22 protein-coding genes are annotated in these 21,363 nt (G+C 72.7%); 10 read left to right on the plus strand and 12 right to left on the minus strand.

What is annotated here, in order from left to right:
* Window positions 1-507 precede the first annotated feature (507 nt).
* Window positions 508-1,155, minus strand: a complete 648-nt coding sequence (locus J4G33_RS15395) for a LysE family translocator (protein WP_208056867.1) — start codon at window positions 1,153-1,155, stop codon at window positions 508-510.
* Between the two features lie 323 nt (window positions 1,156-1,478).
* On the opposite strand from J4G33_RS15395, the gene J4G33_RS17880 reads away from it, so the two are divergent.
* The 3 genes from J4G33_RS17880 to J4G33_RS15410 all read left to right on the plus strand — a co-directional run bounded on the left by J4G33_RS17880 (window position 1,479) and on the right by J4G33_RS15410 (window position 3,637).
* Entirely contained in the window at window positions 1,479-2,456 is a 978-nt protein-coding gene (locus J4G33_RS17880; RefSeq protein ID WP_208056868.1) for a cold-shock protein, read from the plus strand.
* A gap of 160 nt (window positions 2,457-2,616) precedes the next feature.
* Complete coding sequence (locus tag J4G33_RS15405; protein WP_208056869.1) at window positions 2,617-3,123, plus strand: hypothetical protein; 507 nt, start codon at window positions 2,617-2,619, stop codon at window positions 3,121-3,123.
* A 91-nt stretch (window positions 3,124-3,214) separates the two neighbouring features.
* The gene (locus J4G33_RS15410; RefSeq protein WP_208056870.1) at window positions 3,215-3,637 is read left to right on the plus strand and encodes an NYN domain-containing protein; all 423 of its coding nucleotides are present in this window, start codon (window positions 3,215-3,217) and stop codon (window positions 3,635-3,637) included.
* Here J4G33_RS15410 and J4G33_RS15415 read toward each other — a convergent pair.
* Together J4G33_RS15415 and J4G33_RS15420 are read right to left on the minus strand one after the other, a co-directional pair.
* Complete coding sequence (locus J4G33_RS15415) at window positions 3,628-5,034, minus strand: hypothetical protein (protein WP_208056871.1); 1,407 nt, start codon at window positions 5,032-5,034, stop codon at window positions 3,628-3,630. The two genes, J4G33_RS15410 and J4G33_RS15415, sit on opposite strands and share 10 nt — an antisense overlap.
* 139 nt (window positions 5,035-5,173) lie before the next feature.
* On the minus strand, window positions 5,174-6,556 hold the full coding sequence (locus J4G33_RS15420) for a hypothetical protein (protein WP_208056872.1): 1,383 nt from the start codon (window positions 6,554-6,556) through the stop codon (window positions 5,174-5,176).
* Between the two features lie 182 nt (window positions 6,557-6,738).
* Between J4G33_RS15420 and J4G33_RS15425 the strand changes: the two genes are divergently transcribed.
* The 3 genes from J4G33_RS15425 (at window position 6,739) to mgtE (ending at window position 10,108) form a co-directional block, all read left to right on the plus strand.
* Window positions 6,739-6,987 carry a hypothetical protein gene (locus J4G33_RS15425; RefSeq protein ID WP_208056873.1) on the plus strand — a complete coding sequence of 83 codons (249 nt, stop codon included), beginning with the start codon at window positions 6,739-6,741 and terminating at the stop codon, window positions 6,985-6,987.
* Between the two features lie 142 nt (window positions 6,988-7,129).
* Entirely contained in the window at window positions 7,130-8,680 is a 1,551-nt protein-coding gene (locus tag J4G33_RS15430; protein ID WP_208056905.1) for a BCCT family transporter, read from the plus strand.
* A 105-nt stretch (window positions 8,681-8,785) separates the two neighbouring features.
* The gene (gene mgtE / locus J4G33_RS15435) at window positions 8,786-10,108 is read left to right on the plus strand and encodes a magnesium transporter (RefSeq protein ID WP_208056874.1); all 1,323 of its coding nucleotides are present in this window, start codon (window positions 8,786-8,788) and stop codon (window positions 10,106-10,108) included.
* 3 nt (window positions 10,109-10,111) lie between these two features.
* Here the strand turns inward: mgtE and J4G33_RS15440 are convergent, their stop codons facing one another.
* On the minus strand, window positions 10,112-11,779 hold the full coding sequence (locus J4G33_RS15440; RefSeq protein WP_307793949.1) for a phospholipase D family protein: 1,668 nt from the start codon (window positions 11,777-11,779) through the stop codon (window positions 10,112-10,114).
* A gap of 538 nt (window positions 11,780-12,317) precedes the next feature.
* Between J4G33_RS15440 and J4G33_RS15445 the strand changes: the two genes are divergently transcribed.
* On the plus strand, window positions 12,318-12,782 hold the full coding sequence (locus J4G33_RS15445) for a hypothetical protein (RefSeq protein ID WP_208056875.1): 465 nt from the start codon (window positions 12,318-12,320) through the stop codon (window positions 12,780-12,782).
* 31 nt (window positions 12,783-12,813) lie between these two features.
* Here the strand turns inward: J4G33_RS15445 and J4G33_RS17885 are convergent, their stop codons facing one another.
* The 5 genes from J4G33_RS17885 to J4G33_RS15470 all read right to left on the minus strand — a co-directional run bounded on the left by J4G33_RS17885 (window position 12,814) and on the right by J4G33_RS15470 (window position 16,351).
* A complete protein-coding gene (locus tag J4G33_RS17885) occupies window positions 12,814-13,605 on the minus strand; it encodes a GNAT family N-acetyltransferase (protein ID WP_208056876.1) in 792 nt (263 codons plus the stop codon).
* Between the two features lie 82 nt (window positions 13,606-13,687).
* Entirely contained in the window at window positions 13,688-14,089 is a 402-nt protein-coding gene (locus tag J4G33_RS15455; RefSeq protein ID WP_208056877.1) for an ectoine synthase, read from the minus strand.
* An 18-nt stretch (window positions 14,090-14,107) separates the two neighbouring features.
* On the minus strand, window positions 14,108-15,364 hold the full coding sequence (ectB, locus tag J4G33_RS15460; protein WP_208056878.1) for a diaminobutyrate--2-oxoglutarate transaminase: 1,257 nt from the start codon (window positions 15,362-15,364) through the stop codon (window positions 14,108-14,110).
* 45 nt (window positions 15,365-15,409) lie between these two features.
* Window positions 15,410-15,976, minus strand: a complete 567-nt coding sequence (gene ectA, locus J4G33_RS15465; protein WP_372435071.1) for a diaminobutyrate acetyltransferase — start codon at window positions 15,974-15,976, stop codon at window positions 15,410-15,412.
* 180 nt (window positions 15,977-16,156) lie between these two features.
* Window positions 16,157-16,351, minus strand: coding sequence for a hypothetical protein (locus tag J4G33_RS15470; RefSeq protein WP_208056879.1), 195 nt, complete (start codon window positions 16,349-16,351; stop codon window positions 16,157-16,159).
* A 210-nt stretch (window positions 16,352-16,561) separates the two neighbouring features.
* Between J4G33_RS15470 and J4G33_RS15475 the strand changes: the two genes are divergently transcribed.
* Window positions 16,562-17,107 (plus strand): PLD nuclease N-terminal domain-containing protein, encoded by a 546-nt coding sequence (locus J4G33_RS15475; protein ID WP_208056880.1) that lies wholly within the window; start codon window positions 16,562-16,564, stop codon window positions 17,105-17,107.
* 81 nt (window positions 17,108-17,188) lie between these two features.
* Here J4G33_RS15475 and J4G33_RS17670 read toward each other — a convergent pair whose 3' ends face one another.
* Window positions 17,189-18,157 (minus strand): anti-sigma factor RsbA family regulatory protein, encoded by a 969-nt coding sequence (locus J4G33_RS17670; RefSeq protein WP_208056881.1) that lies wholly within the window; start codon window positions 18,155-18,157, stop codon window positions 17,189-17,191.
* Window positions 18,158-18,555: 398 nt separating this feature from the next.
* On the opposite strand from J4G33_RS17670, the gene J4G33_RS15485 reads away from it, so the two are divergent.
* Window positions 18,556-19,050 carry a dsRBD fold-containing protein gene (locus J4G33_RS15485; protein WP_208056882.1) on the plus strand — a complete coding sequence of 165 codons (495 nt, stop codon included), beginning with the start codon at window positions 18,556-18,558 and terminating at the stop codon, window positions 19,048-19,050.
* A gap of 32 nt (window positions 19,051-19,082) precedes the next feature.
* Complete coding sequence (locus J4G33_RS15490) at window positions 19,083-20,015, plus strand: 5'-3' exonuclease (protein ID WP_208056883.1); 933 nt, start codon at window positions 19,083-19,085, stop codon at window positions 20,013-20,015.
* A 17-nt stretch (window positions 20,016-20,032) separates the two neighbouring features.
* Here J4G33_RS15490 and J4G33_RS15495 read toward each other — a convergent pair whose 3' ends face one another.
* Both J4G33_RS15495 and J4G33_RS15500 read right to left on the minus strand, forming a co-directional pair.
* Window positions 20,033-20,560 carry a flavodoxin family protein gene (locus tag J4G33_RS15495; RefSeq protein WP_208056884.1) on the minus strand — a complete coding sequence of 176 codons (528 nt, stop codon included), beginning with the start codon at window positions 20,558-20,560 and terminating at the stop codon, window positions 20,033-20,035.
* Window positions 20,561-20,638: 78 nt separating this feature from the next.
* A complete protein-coding gene (locus J4G33_RS15500) occupies window positions 20,639-21,361 on the minus strand; it encodes a M50 family metallopeptidase (RefSeq protein WP_208056885.1) in 723 nt (240 codons plus the stop codon).
* Between the last annotated feature and the right edge of the window lie 2 nt (window positions 21,362-21,363).

Raw genomic sequence — 21,363 nt, forward strand, 5'->3', positions numbered from 1 at the left:
CCGGGGCGCGGTGGGCGCCCTGGTGGTGACGGGTTCGACCGTACCGCCTCGCGAGGGGGCTGTCGGGGTTGGGGCGTGAGGGGGGATCAGCGCAGCCAACGGCCTACGTTCGTGACCGAGGACATCCCCTCCTCGGACACCTGTCACCAGGCGACCCAGTCTCCCGACAGTCCGGCTGCGCTCTGCCCTGGGCTGGTAGGCCAACCCGACCAACGCCTCTGACCGGGTGTCCCGGTCGATGTCGTCCAGGCGGGCTGCCAATGCCTCGCGGAGCCCGGGGGTGTCGACCTCTCTCCACCGCTGTGCAAGGACGAAGCACGCGTAGTCCCGCACCCCGCCGTCGGCGTCGAGAGTGAGCCCAATGATGACCGCGAGCATCTGCTCGGTCGGTAGGTCACCGTGAGTGAGCAGTGGCAAGATCCCCGCGACGACGCGCCGCACCCCGGGGTCGGGGTGGGCGGCCAGCGTCTGACGGTCGTCCGGGGTCACATGTGGAGCCGGGGGGTCTCAGGCAGAGGCGGCGGGAGCCGGGGCGTCGATCGCGAGCTTGACGCCGATCGCGCCGAGGAGGGTCCCGGTGACCCACTTCTGCCACCTCATCCATGCCGGCTTGCGCTGGAGGAACGTGGCGACCGAGCCGGCGGCGAGGATGATCGCGCCGTTCACGGCCACGCCCACGAAGATCTGGATCCCGCCGAGCTGGAAGCCCTGCGCGATGACGCTGCCGGCGGCCGGGTCGATGAACTGCGGGATGAGCGCCAGGTAGAGGATCGCGACCTTGGGGTTGAGAAGGTTCGTCAGGAGCCCCATGCGGAAGAGCTTGCCGAACGAGTCGCGAGGCAGCTCGCTGGTCTCGAACAGCGACCTGCCGCCCGGGCGGAGCGTCTTCCAGGCAAGCCACAGCAGATAGGCCGCGCCAGCGATCTTCAGGGCGATGAACAGCCACGGAACGACGAGGAACACGGCGGCCAGGCCGAGGTTCGCCATCACCATGTAGACGACGAAGCCGACCGCGGTGCCGGACAGCGACATCATCCCGGCACGCCATCCCTGACTGATGCTGCGGGAGACGAGGTACATCATGTTCGGCCCAGGCGTCAGCGCGAGCCCCAGCTCTACCAAGGCGATGCCGGAGGCGGCGGCGAGAGAGATCATGGAGTGCGTCCTTCGGCCAGGGTCGGGCTTCCCTAGCGGTGCTAAGCCCGATCGATCTTTCCATGACCAGAGCGGAAGCCGATCATCCGTCCACGACAGAGGCCACCGCACAGGGTGTCCGGGGGTGGGGTCGAGGCACGGGGAACATCCTTCCAGCGGGGATCACGTCCCCACAGGCCAGGTGTCACCTATTCGTGCAGCAGACCCTGCAGCCGGGCTGGTGGTCGTCGTCGCGTGGATGTGGGGGCCCGTGCGTCGTGACCGGTCGGTCCGGTCAGGGACACTAGACGTTCACTGACCGAAGTCTTGACAAGGAGTTCACCGTGCCGCACGGGACTGTCCGCTGGTTCGACGCCGAGCGTGGGTTCGGCTTCCTCGCCCTCGAGGACGGGGCCGAGGACCTGTTCGTGCACGCCTCCGAGATCGTCAGCGACGACGCGATGAAGTCGCTCCGCGAGGGGCAGACGGTCGAGTTCGAGGTGGGCGAGGGCAACCGCGGCCCGCAGGCACGCAAGGTCCGGGTCACCGGCGACCAGGCCGTGGACGGAGCGCTGGGCGTGCTCGGCACCGTCACCTGGTACGAGCCCGGCAAGGGCTACGGCTTCGTCACGCCCGACGGCGGTGGTGCGGAGATCTTCGTGCACAGCTCGGCGATCGTGGGCGGCGGCGTGATCACCGACGGGCAGCGGGTGGCGTTCATGGTCGTCGACGGGGAGAAGGGTCCGCAGGCGGACCACCTGCTGCCCCTCGGGGCCCAGGCCGCCCAGCAGGCCGTGGCGTCGGACGGCGCGGACGGCACCGTGTCCTGGTACGACGCCGACAAGGGTTTCGGGTTCATCACGCCCGAGGCCGGCGGCGACGACGTCTTCGTCCACGTCCGCGCGCTGACCGGTGGGCTCACCGAGCTGTCCGAGGGGGACCGGGTGGCCTACGACGTCGTCGTGAGCGAGAAGGGCCCGCAGGCCCGCGACCTGCGGCTCGTACGCGGCTCGGCGCCGGTGCGCGGCTCGGCGCCGCAGCGCGGTGCGGCACCACGGGGTGGGCCCGCAGCGTCTCCGCGCGGTCGGTCGGGGCACCAGCCGGCGTCCAGCGCCCCCGTGCGTGGCGGCGAGGGCGTGGTCGCGCGGTACGACGCCGAGCGCGGGTTCGGCTTCATCTCTCCGGACGCGGGGGGCGCAGACCTGTTCGTGCACGTGTCGGTCCTGAAGGGCACCGAGCCGCTGCAGGAGGGCGACCGGGTCCGGTACGTGGTGCGTCAGAGCGACCGAGGACCGCAGGCGGACCGCGTCGAGCGGGCGTGATCGGACGGCGGAGCCGGAGCCGCTCGCGTGGCTCGGTCTGACTCCGCGCGGCCCGACCTGCTCCCTGGGGCTGACTGAGCCTCCGACCTCGGCGTGACGACTGGCCAGGCAGGGCGGACCTAGCGTCGTGATCACAACGACCGGTCCACCAGGAGCAGCCATGACGACCACCCCCACCCCCACCCCCACCCCCACCCCCACCCCCACCCGCCACCCCCGCCGTCTCGCCGTGACGGCGGCGCTGCTGGCCGCGACCGGCGTCGCTGTCCTCGGCATCGGAGCGGCGCTCGTCGCGCAGTCCCCGGGGGGCAGCTGGGGGGGCCGGTGGGCCGAGCTCCGGGGCGAGACGCAGACCTCGGCATACGCGACCGCCGCCGACGTGCCCGCGGGGATGGCCCCGACATGGATCGGTGAGGCCACCGAGATCGTGGTGCAGCGGCCCGGCGAGGCCGCAGACCCCGAGGTTCGAGGCATCAAGGTCGAGGCGACCGTGGACTCGGGCTGGGTGCCGCCGCAGGGATGCGCACCGACCGCGTACTCCCAGCCCTACGACGGTGGCGGTGACTGGCCGCTCTCCACATCCAGCTCGCTCATCGCCTGCCCCGACATCGAGGAGCGGACGTGGACGGTGCTGGTCGTCGGCGCGCAGGTGTACGCCTGGCGCTGATGCCAGGGTGGAGAGCTCCGGAAGGTGCAACGGAGCCGGGCCCGACGACGGCGGTCCCGCGCACCACACGTCACGGCACGGGAGGTCACGCATGGCAGGCACGGTCCTGATCGTCGACGCGGCGAACGTCGTCGGCTCGCGGCCCGACGGCTGGTGGCGGGACCGGGTGGGGGCCGCCGAGCGTCTGCTCGTCGCGCTCGCTGACCACGCAACGCGCTCCGGCCACCCGGCGCTCGCGGGCGACGGGCCTAACCAGGTCGTCGTCGTCCTCGAGGGCCAGGCCCGGGGGGCGCGGGACGAGTGCGGCCCGGGCCTGACGGTCGTGCGGGCCGAGCGCGACGGGGACGGGTGCATCGTCGAGCAGGTGCGCGAGCGAGCAGGCCAGGACGTCCTCGTCGTCACCTCCGACCGTGAGCTCCAGGGCCGGGTCGTGGCCGAGGGGGCGCAGGTGCAGGGGGCGGGCTGGCTGCTCCGGCAGCTCGACGCCTGCGGCCCCGCGGTCGATCAGAGGTAGGTCTCGGCGAACCACGCCGACCAGGCCTCGCCCGAGAGGGGAGTGCCGAGGCGCTGCGCGGCGCCGAAGGGGGTGACGCCGTCGTCGAGGCTCACCGCGGCGAGCTCGACCGGGTCGATCCCGCTGATCTCGGCGAAGTGGAAGATCGTCGCGGCGATGGAGTGGAGGCAGCCGGCGTCGTCGTCGAACAGGGCGTCGTCGGTCGGGATGGTGGGCGCGACGCCGCCGGCGCACTCGGCCAGGTACGCGGCCCATGGGCTGGAGGTCAGCTCGCCTACCTCAGCACCACCGCTCAGGTAGGCGATCTCCTGGGCCCTGGCCCACCCGTCGATCGTGAGGCGGGACGGCGACGCGGTGCGAGGTGGAGTGTCGATGAACTGCAGCACGTGGGTGAACTCGTGCACGAGCACCAGGTCGAGGACGTCGTCTGCGGTGGCGAACGGGCCGAGCACCACATGTGCCCCGGTCGGGAGGGCGCTGGTCGCGAACTCGGGTGCTAGCTCAGGGGCTCCTCGACCCGGGAGATACCCGGCGAGGGTGAAGCCCCGAGAGGCCCAGGTGAAGGTCTCGTCGGCAGCTCCGTTGAGCCACTGTACGAAGGACTCATCGTCACTCGTCGCGAACACGACGAAGCCGTCGAGCGGTGCCTCGTGACCGTGCCGCACGGCGTAGTCGTCGCGGGCCCATGCGGAGACCGGAGCGCCGACCCGGGCGATCTCGGCGACGAGGTCCTCCTCCCCGGGCAGCCCCGCTGCGACGATGCCGTCGCCGGCGGCGACGACCAAGGGACCCTCGTCCCAGGGCCGCGCCTCCCTGCCCGGAACCCACCCGCTGATCACCGGCCCCGCGGGGGTGACGTCCACCTCGGCGACGTAGATCGAGCCGAAGGTGAGGAGCGGCCCTCCGGCGACGGGCCGTTCCTCGCCGACCATGGTCTGCGCGTAGCCCATGTCGGCGCCGAGGACAACGACGATCTCACCCCCGTCGGCGTCGGCGCGCACGTCCTCGACGTCATCGGCCGGGGAGATCACGGCCGTGGTCCAGCCGAGCGCGTCCATGTTGTCCCACCACAGCGTCAAGGGCTCGACGGCGGTGCCGGTGACGTGGCTCATGAAGGCCTCGCGGTCCTGGGCGGCGAGGGCCTCGTTGAGCGTGACGTAGAGCGGGGCGAGGTCGAGCTCGCCGCTGGTCGCGGTCGCGGTCGCGGTCGCGGTCGCGGGACGCTGCTGTGCTGCGGGGGGTGCGGGCAGGGCGTCGCTGACCGACAGGGCGAGCACCGCCCCGCCAGCGAGCACCAGGTGCAGCACCGTGCTGATGACGATGGCGAGCACCAGGACCCGGCGGCGGTTCGGTGAGGCCTCCTCCGCTCGAGGGGCTGCAGGGGGATGGTGCGTCACGCCGACCTCGTTCACCCGGGGCGCGCACCCTGCCCTGCCGCGCCGATCGACGGAAGCGTAGTGGTCCCGACGACGGGTGAGGGGGAATGCGCACGGACTCTCGTGCGCGCTACGGCCGGACGGGTGATCGCGGCGACGATCAGCGGTAGGTCTCGGCGAACCACGCCGACCAGGCCTCGCCCGAGAGGGGAGTGCCGAGGCGCTGCGCGGCGCCGAAGGGGGTGAGGCCGTGGAAGGTGCCGACGTCGGCGAGCTCGACCGGTGCGATCCCCTGGGTCTCGGCGAAGGCGAAGATCGTCGAGGCGATGGAGTACGCGCAGCCGGCGTCCTCACCGGTCAGGTCGTCGTCGGTCGGGATGGTCGGGGGCTCGCCCGCGGTGCACTCGGCCAGGTACACCGCGTACGGCCCCGAGGTCGGGTAGGAACCTCCGGTCAGGAAGGCGAGCTCCTGGTAGGTCGCCCATCCCTCGACGGTGACGAGCGGCGGCGAGGTCGACCACGTGGGGTTGTCGACGAACTGCAGAACGTGGGCGAACTCGTGGACGAGCACGAGGTCGAGCTCCTCGGTCTCCACCGCCAGCGGGCCGATCGCCACCAGGCCGCCGGTGGGGAGCACGCCGGTCGCGAGCTCGGGATCGAGCCCTGGGGTGTTCCCCTGGGGGAGGAAGCCTGCGAAGGCGAAGCCTGTCGGGTCCCACGCGAGGGTCTCGCCCTCGACCCCCGAGAACCACCGCATGAAGGGGTCCTCGTCCTCGGTGGCGAAGACGACGAACCCGTCGAGCGGCGCCTCGCGACCGTGCGTCGCCGCGTAGTCGTCACGGACCCAGGTCGACATCGGGGCGCCGACCCGGGCGACCTCGGCGAGCAGGTCCTCCTCCCCGGGGAGCCCGGCGACGACGATCCCTTCCTCCTTCGCGACGCTGAGCAGCTCCTCGTCCCACGGTCGGGGCTCGCCCCACGGGCTCCACCAGCTGATCACGGGCCCGGCGGCGGTGATGTCGACGGCGGCCACGTACAACGAACCGAGGGTCAGGAGGTCCCCGCCCCCCGCGCGCCGTCCTTCGCCCGTCAGGGTCTGCGCGTAGCCCAGGTCAGACCCCAGGACGACGGCGATCTCGCCCCCGGTGGCCGTGGTGCTCAGGGCCTCGTCGTCGGCGGGGGAGATCGCGGCCGTGGTCCAGCCGAGCGCGTCCATGTTGTCCCACCACAGGGTCAGGGGATCGACGGCGGCGCCGATCACGTGACTCATGAAGGCCTCGCGATCCTGGTCGGCGAGGGCCTCGTTGAGGGCCGCATAGAGCGGTGCGAGGTCCGTGTCGGTCACGGCGGCAGGGCGGGCCTGCGGCGCGGGAGGTGCGGTCCAGGCGTCGTGGTCCTGGAGGGCGAAGACCACCACGCCGCCGAGCATCAGGTGCACCACCGCGCTGACCACGACGGCGAGCGCGAGGACCCGACGGCGGTTCGGCGTCCCGGGGGCGGGTCGGGGGGCCGGTCGGGAGGTCGGAAGCGGGTGGTGCGTCACGCCGACCTCGTTCACCCGGGGCGCGTGCCTGCCCTGCCGCGCCGATCAGGGGAAGCGTAGTGGCCCCGGCGATCCCCTCAGGTCCGGGGTGCCCGCGTCGATGAAGAGGTACGCAGCGCACCGGGGCGAACCCGGTCCTGGGCACCGTGCTCGGGTCGCGCCCTGAGGTCCGGGAGGGGCTCGTGCCGTTCATCACCACCGTCGAGACCGCCACCGACGGCCACACCGGTCACGCGCCGCTGCGCCTGCGTCGGCCCACCCTCCCGGCCGCCGTCGCGGCTGTCGGCGAGCTCGCGCAACGGCTGGGCACCACGGGCCGTGAGCGCATCGTGCACGCGAGCGTGCTCGAGGTCGACGACGCCGAGAACGTCATCCGCGTGGTCGAGCTCGGCGGGTGCGTCCCGACCCAGCGCGTCGCCCCCCGCGGCTGAGGTCTCCCGGGCCGACGCGCGCCGTACTCCGTCCGCCCCTAGCGTGGACCGGGTACCGCCGTCCGGAGGCCCTCTCGGTCCGCGCCGCTGACCGCCTGCCCCACCGGACCGGCACCGCGAGCAGCTCGGAAGGACCGGCACGATCCAGAAGCGCACCTCCGGCACCGTCTTCTACGTCTCGGTCGGCCTCGTCGTCGCTCTGGTCACCACGGGTGCCGTCGCGCCGGAGCGCCTCAGCACCGTCTCGGGCGCAGCGCTCGCGTGGGTCAACCAGACCTTCGGGTGGTTCTACATGCTCGCGACGACGCTCTTCGTCCTCGCCTGCTTCTTCCTGGGGTTGGGCCCGTACAAGCACATCCGACTGAGCAAGAAGGGCCGGGGGCCGGACTACTCGTTCTTCACCTGGCTCGGTCTGCTCTTCGCCGCCCGGATGGGGGTGGGGCTGGTCTTCTGGGGGGCCGCCGAGCCGATCCTGCACTACGTCGACCCGCCGCCGGGGATCGAGGCGGAGACCGACGAGGCGGCGCGGGCGGCCCTGACGTACAGCGTCTTCCACTGGGCCCTGCAGCCGTGGGGCGTCTATGCGATCGTCGGCCTCGCCCTGGCGTACTTCAAGTACCGCAAGGGAAAGCCCGGCCTGATCAGCCACTCCTTGAGCCCCCTGCTCGGCGAGCGGGTCGAGGGCCCGACCGGGAAGGTCATCAACATCGTGGCGACCGGTGCGACGGCGGTCGGTGTCGCGACCACCTTCGGCCTGAGCGCGTTGCAGGTCAGCGGTGGGATGTCGGAGATCTTCCCGGTGCCCAACACGGTCGTGACGCAGATGGTCGTCATCGCCGTGGTGACGGGCCTGTTCGTCATCTCCTCCTTGTCCGGGGTGGACAAGGGGATCCGCTACTTGAGCATGACGAATCTCGGGGTCGCGATCGTCCTGCTCAGCGCGGTGCTCGTCCTCGGCCCGACGTCCTTCCTCCTGGAGAGCTTCACCACCTCGGTCGGCACCTACGTGAGCGACTACTTCGACCTGAGCCTGTCCCTCGCGCCGTACTCGGACGGCGCCTGGCACGGCGAGTGGACGATCTTCTTCTGGGCCTGGGTGATCGCCTGGGCCCCCTACGTGGGGATGTTCATCGCGCGGGTCTCGCGGGGGCGGACCGTCCAGGAGTTCGTGCTCGGCGTGCTGCTCGTCCCTGCCGTGCTCGGTGCGCTGTGGTTCGTGGTCATCGGCGGGACGGCGCTGGACCTGCAGACCAGGGGGATCGCGGACATCGCCGGCCCTACGCAGGAGAGCGAGGAGCTCGCCCTCTTCCTCACGCTGCAGAGCCTGCCCGGGGGGCTCGTCCTGAGCCTGCTCGGACTGCTGCTCATCGTGATCTTCTTCGTCACCTCGGCGGACTCCGCGAGCTACGTGCTGGGCGTCCTGTCCTCGCGGGGGTCGATGGTGCCGAGCAAGCTCGTCCGGCTCGTGTGGGGCGGGCTGATCTCGGCGACCGCCGCGGTCCTGCTGCTGAGCGGAGGGCTCGAGGCGCTCAGGGCGGTGGCGATCGTCGCGGCGCTGCCCTTCGCGGTGGTGATCTTGATGATGGTGGTATCGCTGATCAAGGCGCTGCGCCAGGACGTCGCGGCAGAACGGGACGAGGCCGTGGCGGAGGCGAGGCCGCAGGGCACGGAGGCGCGCTCCTCGGGAGGGTGAGCGGGGTGGCCTCGCCTCGGGCAGGATGTCCCGGGGCGGTACGGGCCGCGCGAACCGCTTCGCCCTGATCGTTGCCGTGCCCGACGACCCTGGAGGTGCTCGCCCATGGACGACCTGCTCGCCGCCGTCCGAGCCGGGGACCTCCGGGCCCTGCGCGACCTGCTCGTCCTCGAGGACGTGCCGACCATCGTGGACGAGCTCGAACGCCTGGACGCGGTGTCCCGTGCGATCGCCTTCCGTGCGCTGCCCAAGGACCTCGCTCTCGCGGTCTTCGAGGACCTCGACGCCGAGCTGCAGGGCGAGCTGCTCGACGCCATGCGTCAGGAGACGGTCGCCGAGCTGATCTCGGGCCTGGACCCTGACGACCGTGCGACCCTCCTGGACGAGCTCCCCGCCTCGGTGGCCTCGACCTTGCTCGCGGCGCTGTCCCCGCACGAGCGAGAGATGACCACCTCGCTGCTCGGCTACCCGCCAGACTCCGCCGGCCGACGGATGACCCCGCAGGCGGTGCACCTCCCGGTCCACCTGAGCGTCGGAGCGGCCCTCGACCACGTCCGCGCCCACGAGGCCGACGCGGAGATGATCTACACGCTTCCCGTCGTGGCTGCCGGCCGTGAGGTGGTCGGGGTGGTGTCCCTGCGCCGCCTGTTCGTCACCGACCCGCAGGTCCCGCTCCGGGAGGTGATGTCCGACCCGATCGTGGTGCGGGCCACCGAGGACCAGGAGGTCGCGGCGCGCTCGGTACGTGACCACGGCACCTTGGCCGTCCCGGTCGTCGACGGGGAGCAGCGCCTCCTGGGCCTGTTCACGGTCGACGACGCGATGCGCATCCTCGAGCACGAGGAGAGCGAGGACTTCGCCCGGACCGGAGCCTCGGAGCCCCTGCGTCGCCCCTACCTGGCGACCCGGGTGCTGGACCTCGTGCGCAGCCGGATCCTGTGGTTGTTCGTGCTCATCGCCGCCGCGGCCCTCACCGTCAACGTCCTCGAGCACTTCGAGGACACCCTCGCCGAGGTGGTCACCCTCGCGCTGTTCATCCCGCTGCTCATCGGCACCGGCGGCAACACCGGGGCCCAGGCCGTGACGACCGTGGTGCGGGCCATGGCCCTGGGGGACGTGCGGTTCCGGGACCTGCCCCGGGTGGTGTGGCGCGAGCTCGTCACCGGCGCCCTCCTCGGGACGGCGCTCGCGGCGGTGGCGGCCGTCCCGGTGACCTTCCTCGTCGGGGGTGACATCGCCCTGGTGCTCGCCCTCGCCCTGGTCATCGTGTGCACCCTCGCGACGACGGCCGGCGCGGTCATCCCCATGGTCGCCAAGAAGGTCGGGGTCGACCCGGCCGTGGTCAGCGCGCCGTTCATCACGACCCTGGTGGACGCCACCGGGCTGATCGTCTACTTCGTCGTCGCGCAGGCCGTCCTGGGTCTCTGACCGTCAGTGGTGGCCGCGGACCTTCATCTGCGGTGGCCGCCCGTCCGGGTCGACGAAGGCGCGGTACGCGAGGAAGGCCGTGCGGCGCTGCCGGGCGGTCGGCGTCGTCATGATGTGGGTGCGCAGGCGGCCCCGTGGCCGAGGGCCCTCGCAGCCCCCTGCGTACCAGGCGTCGAGGGCCGTGACGCTGCTGAGCAGGGTCTGGACGGCCTCGTCGGGATCCACGAGCCCCGTGTCGTCCGGCAGGTCCAGGTGCTCGCGCCACAGCTCGAGGCGCAGCCCTCGGGCGAAGACCCGCGCACCGTCCCCGAGGCCGCCCGGGTCGCGGGGCTCGCGCGGGTCCTGGGCGCCGTCGACCACGGCCGCGGTGAGCTCGGAGTCATGGGTCCACGAGCGTCTGTTGAAGTTGTCGCTGCCCACGCTCGCCCACACGTCGTCGACCACGCACACCTTCGAGTGCACGTACACCGGGCGGCCCGTGTCGATCTCGACGTCCAGGATGTGCACCCGGTCCCCGCCGGCAGCCCGCACCACGTCCAGGGCCTGGGTGTGCGCGTGCAGCGCGACCGGGAAGGGGGCGTCGACCTCGTGGTCCGGGAACCGCGGCACGACGACGACGAGCTGCAGCCTGGGCTGGCGCCGCAGCGCCTCGGCGAAGACCTCGGCGACGTCGGTCGACCACATGTACTGGTCCTCGAGGTACACGAGCCTCCGGGCCCGGCGCAGGGCCTTGGCGTAGCCCCGTGCCACGCTGCGCTCACCCTGGGGAGCGAACGGGTAGCCGGGGCGGCGCTGAGGGTACGTGCGCAGCAGCTGGACGGCGGCCGTCCCCCGGGGCTCGGGCGCAGGCAGCGGCTCGGGGAGCGGGGTGGGGCGGACGCGGGGGCGGTCCAGCAGGTGGCGGACCAGGTGACCCGGGCGGCGCGACAGGGACGCAGGGTCCTCCCAGCGCTCGCGGAAGCACTCCTCGACGTCGCGCACCGCAGGGCCCTGGGCCGTGATCTGCACGTCGTGCCATGAGGGCTTGCCCCCGTACCACCTGTTGAACGGCACGTGCTGGGCGTCGCCGTGATGGCTGGCGTCGTCGCCACGGCTGTGCGCGACGTCGATCCCCCCGAGGAAGACCCTGTCCAGCTCGGGGCGGCCGGGGTGGCGCAGCACGAAGAACTTCTGGTGATGACTGCCGAAGGGACGCACCCGTTGGTCCAGCAGGATCTGACCGCCCACGGCGTTGACCAGCTCAGCGAAGCGGCGGTTCTGCCGCCGGGCGAACCGCAGCCGGTCCATCTGCGAGCGCCAGATCAGGCCTCGGACGTCGACCCCGCGCCGCGCTGCCCGCGCCACGAGGCGGGAGATCGTCGTGCCGTCGTCGGCGACGATCTCATCGGGGTCGACCCGCCAGCCGGCGTAGAGGAGCAGGTCCCCCGAGCGCATCTCCTCGACGGCGGCAGCCAGGGCCCTGAAGTAGGGGCGACCGTGGACCAGGGGGCGGACGTCGTTGCCCTCGCTCCAGGTGCGCAGCCGCGTGTGGCGGTTGCCGCGCTGCAGGGCAGTGAGGAACCACGGGTGCGGCTGCTCGCTGTCCGCGAGGGCGGAGGCGGGCGAGGGCGCGTCGTCGGGCGCGGTCAGTCGCACACCCTGCCATCGCCGTGGGAGCCGGTCGGTGGGCACGGCTCAACCGTGCCACACCGGCGGCCATGCTGCTGCGCTCACCACGCGCGACAGGGCCGGGACCGTCAGCGGACGATCCCGGCCCTGGGCGTGATCTGCGGGTCGGTGCCGGTCGGGCAGAGCCCTCGCGGCAGCAGCCCGACGAGGGCTCGTCCCCGACGGATCAGACGCGGACGCGCCGCGGGTTGCTCACCGAGGAGTAGCTGTAGACCTGCGCCACGCTCTCCTCGCGGACCTCGCGCATGGCCTGCTCCTTGGCTTCGTTCATGGTGCCACCCCCTGTGTCTCGACGTGCTTCGTGTCTTGAGTCTGCGTACTGGACGCGTTCGGCGCATCCCCTGCGGGTGAATTCTGCGTTACATCTGCGCCGGGTGGCGAACGGGGGCCCTAGGGCCTAGGTCATCGCCGAGGCTCCCCGGGCCGGGCTCGGGCCGGTCCGCGCCGGATCTCGGAGGCCCTGAGCCTGGCGGTGGCGCGCCCGGGCTCGCACTTCCCTGTCCGATATGCCAGATTTGTCCCACTCGGTCTGGGAGGCGCGATGCGGGGACGAACGGCGGTGCTTGGCCTCGCCCTGGCGGTGGGGGTCGGCACGGTGGTGCACACCGACCTCGTGAGCGCTCCTGCTGCGGTCTTCGCGCCGGCGTACGACGCCGTCACCCAGGCGAGCCTGCGCAACCTGGCCACCGCGCTGCAGTCCTACGCGCTGCTCGAGGGGGACCTCGACGCCGTCACCACCGCGGAGCTCGCGGACTGGGGCTGGGAGCCCCACGGCACCAGTGCGGTGACGCTCTGGGTGGACGGCACCGACTTCCTCGTCGTCGCCGAGGACGTGCGCCCCGGTGGCACTGCCTTCCAGCTCGAGGGCGGCGAGCAGGGGATCACCGCAGCGCATCGCCTCTCGCGTGATCTCGCGGCACTGACCGGCGCGGGGGTGGACCCGGGGGTCCTCATCGTGCGCGGGTTGCCGGCTGTCGCCACCGGACGAGGCACGGACCAGGCCTGAGCCTGCGGTGCGCGGGGGCGGCGCGACCCCGTCAGGGCCCGTCCACCTCCGTCGGGGCAGGCCGCGTGCGGTAGTGGTAGCGCCCCGCCGCGCGGAACCCGTGGCGCTCGTACAGGCGGCGGGCTGCGGTGTTGGTCTCGACCACCTGCAACCACAACGCCGAGGTGCCCCGGGCCTGCCCCGCCCGGGCGAGGGCGTGGACCACGGCGCTGCCCAGACCCGCGTCGCGGGACGCCGGGTCGACCGCGAGGCAGGACAGCCCCGCCCATGAGCCCGCGAGGGCCAGGCGCCCCACCGCGAGCGCCCCGTGCGGGCCAGCGACGCTGGCGTAGAGAGCGGGGCCCGACCGGATGATCCGGAGCGCGACCTCACGGGCCTGGGCGTCGCCTCGCCCGTCGACGGCCCACCACAGGTCCGTCCACGCGCCGTCAGGGGCCTCGGCGGTCTGCACGTCGTGCGGGGCGTGGGTGGCGCCGGAGAGCAGCGCACCGGTCGGGGCCGTCATCACGAGGGTGGGGGCCTCGAGCGTGTAGCCGCGGGCCGCGAGGACGCCGTCCAGGCTCGGTGGCTGGGCCGCCTCGCTGATGTGGAAGCACGTGGCCAGCCCAGCGGCCCGGTAGTGGGCCTCGACCTGGTCGAGCGCGGCGGGCAGGTCCTGGGGAGCTGTACGGGGGAAGGTCGAGTTCGCCCGTCGGGTCACCCCGTGGCTCCGGCGCACCAGCCACCCGTCGACGTCGACCGTCTCGAGGCTCGGCCACCCCTGCCGCATCAGGTCGTCGAGCTCGGAGGCGCTCGCGCTGGGACTCACGGACTCTGCACGCACGGCAGGAGCGTAGGGCCCGACGACGACGAGGCCCGCCCCGCCTGGTGCAGGCGGGACGGGCCTCGTCGGGGCGGGGGACCGGTCAGGCGGTCGGCTCGGGCTCGGTGATGAGCGGGTACACGCCGTTCTCGTCGTGGACCTCGCGGCCCGTGACCGGCGGGTTGAACACGCAGACCGTGCGGATCTCGGTGCGCGGGCGCACCTCGTGCTTGTCGTGCTCGTTGAGCACGTAGATCGCGCCCGGACGCAGCTCGTGGGTCTCGCCGGTGCCGAGGTCGGTGATCTCGCCCTCGCCCTCGACGATGAACACGGCCTCGATGTGGTTGGCGTACCAGAACTGGTTCACCGTGCCCGCGTAGAGCGTGGTCTCGTGCACCGAGAAGCCGACCCGGTCCTTGGCCAGCACGATGCGCTTGCTGCGCCAGTTCTCCTGCTGGATGTCAGCGTCGGTGCCGTCGATCTGGTCGATGTAGCGAACGAACATGAGGTGGTCTCCCGGGGATCAGTGCGAGGACAGGACGGCGGCGACGGACTCGTCGATGATCGCCAGGCCCTGCTCGAGCTCGGCGGTGGTGATGGTCAGCGCGGGCAGGATCTTCATGACCTCCCCGTCGGGACCGGAGGTCTCCATGAGCATCCCCCGGCTGAAGGCCTCGGCGCAGACCTTGCCCGCGAGGTCGCCGCTCGCGAACTGCAGGCCGCGGGCCAGGCCGCGCCCCTTGGCGGTCAGCTTGGCCTCGGGGTAAGCGTTGACGAGTGCGGTGAAACGGCTCCCGACGAGCTCGCCCTTGGCCTTGGTGGACTGCGCGAGGGCGTCGTCGCTCCAGTAGATGCGCATGGCCTCGGCCGCGGTGACGAAGGCGGGGCTGATCCCGCGGAAGGTGCCGTTGTGCTCGCCCGGCTCCCAGATGTCGAGCTCCTTGCGCACCAGGGTCAGGGCCATGGGCAGGCCGTAGCCGCTGATCGACTTCGACAGGCAGACGATGTCGGGGACGATGCCGGCCTCCTCGAAGCTGAAGAAGTCTCCGGTGCGGCCGCAGCCCATCTGGATGTCGTCGAGGATCAGCAGGATGCCGTGCTCCTTGCAGAGCTTGGCCAGCCCACGCAGCCAGTCGGCGCGCGCGGCGTTGATGCCGCCCTCGCCCTGCACCGCCTCGACGATGACGGCGGCGGGCTCGTTGAGGCCGCTGCCGAGGTCGTTCAGGAGCCGCTCGAAGTACAGGAAGTCGGGGTACTCACCGGCGAAGTAGTCGTCGTACGGCATGGGCGTCGCGTGCACGAGGGGGATGCCGGCGCCGCCGCGCTTCATCGAGTTGCCGGTGACCGACAGGGCGCCGAGGGTCATGCCGTGGAAGGCGTTGGTGAAGTTGATGACCGACTCGCGGCCGGTGACCTTGCGCGCCAGCTTGAGGGCCGCCTCGACCGCGTTGGTGCCGCCAGGTCCGGGGAAGATGACCTTGTAGTCGAGCTCGCGCGGCTCGAGGATGTGCGACTGCAGCGTCTCGAGGAAGTCACGCCGCGCAGTCGTGAACATGTCGAGCGAGTGGACCACGCGGTCCTCGCTCAGGTAGTCGATGAGCGCCTTCTTCAGCTGCGGGTTGTTGTGCCCGTAGTTGAGGGCGCCGGCACCCGCGAAGAAGTCGAGGTAGGCCTTGCCGTCCTCGTCGTACATCCAGCTTCCCTGGGCACGGTCGAAGACGACGGGCCAGTTGCGGGAGTAGCTGCGTACCTCGGACTCGAGCTCGCTGAAGATGGACATGCTTCACCTCGGTTCAGATGGGCGGCGGGAGAGCGGGGGCGCGCGTCAGCGCGCGGTGGCGGCGCGCGGCGCGCCGAGGTCGAGCGGGCCGATCTCGTACAGCGGCTCGCCGTCGTGGCCGTCGGGGAAGTGCTCGGCCGTGATGAAGGTCGACGTGCTGAGCTCGGCGCCCCAGCGCCGGGCGAAGGCCGCGAAGAGTGCCTGCGACGCGGCGTTGTCGTCCGTGATCGTCGTCTCGACGGTCCGGACGGGAGGCTCGAGCTCACTCGTGACGAGGTCGTCCAGCAGGCGGCTCGAGATCCCTGCGCCGCGGTGGTTGGCGTCGACCGCTACCTGCCACACGAACAGGCAGTCGGGGCGGTCGGGACGTCGGTACCCGAGGACGAAACCCGCGGGTTCCCCGTCGACGGTCGCCAGCCGACAGGTGCGGGAGAAGTCCCGGCAGAACAGCAGGTAGGCGTAAGAAGAATTGAGGTCGAGCGAACCGGAATCGCGAGCGATTCGCCACATCGATGCGCCGTCCGCCATCTCGGGGACGGAGATCAGAATCTCGGTCGAGTCGGTGTGGTCAGGGCCGTCGGAATTCTTCTTCTCGGGAGGCATACTTCGCATCACGATAACGGGGACCGACGCGCTTGGGAAGCCGAGCCCGTGCTCCCGGAGCGCTAAGCGCGGGGTCGATGCGGAGACCGATCTAGTGACGCCGCAGGTCGCGGCGGGGTGTCGGCCGTGATGGGTGAGGCTCGTGAAGGTCGATCCTCACCGCCCGATCAGGGGGCTACGGCCGGAGGATCAGGCGGAGACGGCGAGCTCGCGCAAACGCTCGGCAGGGGTCAGGTCCTCGTCGTCGAGCAGGGGCGTGACGAGGAGCTCGAGGCCGTGCTCGTCGAGCACCTGCACGGCACGGACGCCGCAGCAGCAGACGGGCTCGTGCGCGCCGTCGTCGAAGAAGACGCAGACGTGGGTGTGGATGCTGGTCCTGGTCATGGGGCGACGCTAACCCCGGGGTCTGACACGGCCCGCCAGGACGCGCCGTCGTCCGTTCGGGTGACGCTGGCGGCGCGGGGAGGGGGCCCGTCTGCGTCGGCCTGGCGACGATGATCAGGTACCCCCTCCCGCTGAGGGGGTCGGGTGCCCTAGGTTGTGCTCGGCCCGGCCTCGAGCGCCGGTGCGCGAACGTCGTCTGAGGGGGCGGAAGTGATCCGAGGCCTGGCAGTCGTGATCCAGCTGGCGCTGCTGGTGTACTGCTTGATCGAGTGCATCCAGACGGACTCCTCGCGCGTGCGGAACCTGCCCAAGACGTTGTGGGTGCTCCTCATCATCCTCGTGCCGGTGATCGGGCCGGTCGCGTGGCTGGTCGCCGGTCGGCCCGAGCGCGAGGCCGCCTCGAACGTCCCGTGGCCCGCGACGCGCACGGCAGGCTTCCCCGAGTACGAGCGTCCGCGCCCGCCCCGGGGCCCCGACGACGACCCGGAGTTCCTCACGGGCCTCGGCCACCGTGACGCCGAGCACGAGGAGATGCTCAGCCAGTGGGAGGCGACCCTTCGCGACCGTGAGCGCCGGTTGCGGGAGGGGAGCCCCTCCAGTCCTGAGGGGACCACCCCCGCACGTGGGGGAGCGGAGCCCGGTGGCGGTGCGCCCGGGAGTCGCGGGTCCGGCGGCCGTGCGTCCGAGGGGGGCGCACCCGGCAGCGGCGGCACCGACGACGACCCTCCGTCGCGCCCCCGGGACGCGAACCTCTGAGGTCGGGGCCCTCGTCCGCGCCGGCGCCCGGAGTCGCACCACCGGCCCTCCCCGCGCCTCGGAGCCAGGCTGCTGCGGCGCTCAGAGCCAGCTGTGGACGCGGACGGCGGTGCCGCCCGGGCCCGTCCGGATCTGGACGAGGTCCGAGAGGTGGTGCACGAGCCACAGGCCACGTCCCCGCAGCTGGCCCGGCTCGGGGGTGACCCGGCCGGCGAGGAGGCTCGCGAGCCTGCCCGTGTCCCGGACCTCGATCATGAGGGCCCCGTCCTCGCGCCAGGCCAGGACCTCGCCGTGGCCCGGACCGTGGTCGACGCTGTTCGCGGCGAGCTCGTTGACGGCGAGGACGAGGTCCTCGATGCGGCGTCCCTCGAGCCCGGCGGACGTCGCGTGCCGGGCGACCATGCGCCGGATCTCGGCCAGGCCCCCGTGGTGGAAGGTCGTGTGCTCGACGGGTCCGCGGGGCGGGGGCAGCGGCTGCTCGCTCAACGTCCAGGGGTGGGTCTCACCCGCGTAGACGGAGCTCGCGGTCGCCTCGACGCCGTCGCCCACGGTGGGGTGGGACCGGCGTGCCTCGGCGAGGACCTCGGGGTCGAGCCTCGAGGCGTCGTACGGGCACAGCAGCCAGAGCGGGGTGGACGGGGTGAGGGCCGCGTTCAGCAGGGCCTCGTGGAGCTGGCCCTCGCTGACCTCCACCGGACGACGGCCGACCCAGATCGGCTCGCCGATCCCACGCAGCTCGACCCCGGGGGTGCCGTGACGTCGCACGAAGTCCAGCCACGCCGGGATGATCCGCCCGGGGTTGCCACCCAGCTCGGTCATGTCCACGTGCAGGGTGAGGTCCGCCGCCGTGCCGAGCTCCTCGCGGAGGGGCAACCACAGGGTGTCGGTCAGGGCCAGCAGCACGGGCTGGCCGGCGGTGACGGCCTCCTGCACGAACGGCACGGCCAGTGCGAGGAAGGCGTCCAGGTGGTCCCACAGGAGCGCCTCGTGGCGGTACGTGGACGCGGTGCGAGCGTGCTCGTGCGGCTGCGCGACCGTGGTTGCGCTCACACCGCTCCCTCCGATGACCGGCCGCCCCCACGCCCGAGGTGGCCCGACGACGTCCTGCTCGAGGGCCCGAGACCTCCACCGTAGCCGTGCCCCGCCCCCGTCGCCTGGGTCTCCCCGGGTGAACCGCTCCCCTCACCCGGGTGAAGAGCGCCCCCAGCCCCCGCCCCGCCGCCCCCCGCGCTCGCCCCGCCCCCCGCCCTCCCCGCACGCCCCGCCCTCCCGCCTCCGCCCGTCGAGTGGTCACTCCTTGTCGCTGTCCACGCGGTGGTGGCGACAAGGAGTGACCACTCGACGGATGGGGGGAGGGGAGTGGGGCGGGGAGTGGTCAGGGGGTGGGTTCCCGGGGGGCGTCGGCGGGAGCATGATGGGGAGGGGTGGCCTGGAGGAGAGGAACGGCGATGAAGGCGTCCGTGGGTGACCGGTTGGTGACGGCCTCGAGCGTGGTGGACGGGCCGGTGCGTGATGGCAGGGTCCTGGAGCTACGGCATCCGGACGGCTCCCCGCCCTACCTCGTGGAGTGGTCGGACACGGGGGAGCGGACCCTCGTCTTCCCCGGCCCCGACACCCACGTCGAGCACTACGACCCCGACGACGTCGTGCAGGCCTCGACACCCCCGGCGGCCCTCACGGCGTGGTCGGTCCAGGTGACCATCCAGCGCGACGGCGGCCGGACGACGGCGCACGCCGTCCTGACCGGCGGGGCGCCCCCGACGGTGACCGCCGTGGGCGAGGACGGGCACGCGACCCGCAACCCGGACGACCCGGAGGCCCCGGCGATCGGGGACGAGATCGCCGTCGCCCGGGCGCTGCGCCGGCTCGCGGACCGGTTGGTGGACGCCGCCGAGTCCCAGATCGAGCAGTCCACAGGTCGGCCCGCGCACGTGCAGGGCTGACCCGCACCCACCGCCTCCCGTACGGTGACCGCATGACCGCCGGTGGCTCGCTCCTGCTGCTCGACACCGCCTCGCTGTACTTCCGGGCCTTCTTCGGGGTGCCGGACTCGGTCCGTGCCCCGGACGGCACCCCGGTCAACGCGGTGCGCGGCCTGCTCGACATGACCGCCCGCCTGATCACGGCCCGTCGTCCTGCCGGGTTGGTGGCCTGCTGGGACGACGACTGGCGCCCCGCCTTCCGCGTCGAGGCCATCCCGACCTACAAGGAGCACCGCCTGGCGGCCGACGGCGGCGAGGAGGTCCCCGAGGCCCTCAGCGCGCAGATCCCCCTGATCGTCGAGGTGCTCGAGGCCCTGGGGGTGGCCCGCGCCGGGTCCCCCGGCTACGAGGCCGACGACGTGATCGGCACCCTCACCGCCCGCGAGACCGCGCGGCAGGACCCGCGACCCGTCGAGGTCGTGACAGGGGACCGGGACCTGTTCCAGCTCGTCGACGACGAGGCTCGCGTGCGGGTCCTCTACACGGCCCGCGGCATCACCGACCTCGACGTCGTCGACCAGGCCCGGCTCGCCGAGCGGTACGGGGTGCCCACCGGGGCCGCCTACGCGGACATGGCCACCCTGCGCGGGGACAGCAGCGACGGGCTGCCGGGGGTCGCGGGGATCGGCGAGAAGACCGCCGTCGCGCTGCTGCACCGGTACGGCTCCCTCGACGGCGTGCTGGCGGCCCTCGACGCCCAGGACCCAGCCTTCACCCCCGCCCAGCGCCGACGTCTGACGGAGGCGCGCGAGTACCTCGCGGTAGCCCCCGGGGTCGTGCAGGTCGCCCTGGACGCGCCCGTGGCCGAGCACGACGACGCCCTCCCGCTCGCCCCCGCGCACCCCGACCGGCTGGTCGAGCTGGCCCAGACCTGGGGGCTGACCTCCTCGGTCACCCGACTTCTCGACGCCGCCACGGGGGACTGAGGGCGAGCCCGCGGGTCTCAGGCGTGCGCGACCGCGCGGGCCAGGCCCTCGCCCCACGCCGCGGCGGCCTCGAGCTCGCCCTCGGCGAGGCCGTCGGACTTGCCGTGCACGCCGAAGCTGCGCGCCTTGACCACGGGTCGCCCGCCCTGCCGCCGCAGAGCCTTCTCGATGCCCTTCGCGGCCGAGCCCGGCAGCGGCGGGTGCACCACCTTGGTGCCGAAGGCAGCGACCGGGAGCTCGGCGGGCAGGGTGAGCCCGGCGAGCCAGTCGCGGATGCCCGAGGCCGAGACGACGGTCCCCTCGGGCGCCTCCTGGAGCGCGTCCGCCCGTGTCTCGGCACGGCTCATGCCGAAGGCGTGGGTCGGCCCGCCGACCACCAGGAGGCGCAGGTCGGGGGGCAGCTCGCCGCCTCGGGCACGGAGGGCTCCGACCTCCTCGACCCGGACCGTGCCGGACCCGTCACCACGGCGCAGCCCCTCGGCCACCGCGCGGGCCACCGCCTGGGTGCTGCCGTACATCGACTCGAAGACCACGAGGACCGTCATGAGGCCCACGCTCCACCTCGGGTCGTGCGGCGGCCAGGGCCCTAGGTCCCCCACGCCTCGGGGGAGGCCCCTCGCGGGTCAGGTGCCGACGCGGTCGAGCACCTCGGGCAGCAGCCAGGCCACGCCCAGGGCCAGGGACCCGAGCGTGACGACGGCGAAGACCAGGACCCACAGGGCCCCTGGCACCCGGGTCAGCCCGGCGAGCTGGTCGGCGTCGGAGCCGCGCGCCCGGCCGCGCCGACGGGAGACCGCGAGCTCGAGGACGGTGCGCGGGGCCGCGAGCAGCAGGAAGAACGTCAGGGCGTAGGCCACCGCGGACTGCAGCCGAGGCTCGGCCCACCAGGTGACCGCGAAGACACCCACCCCGCACACCAGGACCACCCACAGGCCGAACAGGTTGCGGATCTGCAGCAGCAGCAGGGCCAGGAGCACCAGCACGGCCCACAGCAGCGCGACCGCGAGCCCGCGCGAGAGCATCGCGGCGGCACCGAGGCCGATCAGCGCCGGAGCGGTGTAGCCGGCCAGCAGGGTCAGGACCATGCCCGGCCCGCGCGGACGCCCGCGGGAGACGGTGAGCCCCGAGGTGTCCGAGTGCAGCCGGATGCCGGTGAGCCGTCGGCCGGTGAGCACTGCGGCGATCGCGTGGCCACCCTCGTGGGCGACCGTCACCGCGTGCCGCGTGAGCGGCCACAGCCCCGGGACCAGGACGAGGGCCAGCGCGACGGCAGCGGTCGCGAGCACCGCCCCCGTGCTGGGCAGCGGTTGCGTGGTGAGGATGCGGTCCCAGATCTCGGCGAGCACCC

The organism is Actinotalea soli, assembly GCF_017565425.1.
GTDB classification, from domain to species: Bacteria; Actinomycetota; Actinomycetes; order Actinomycetales; family Cellulomonadaceae; genus Actinotalea; species Actinotalea soli.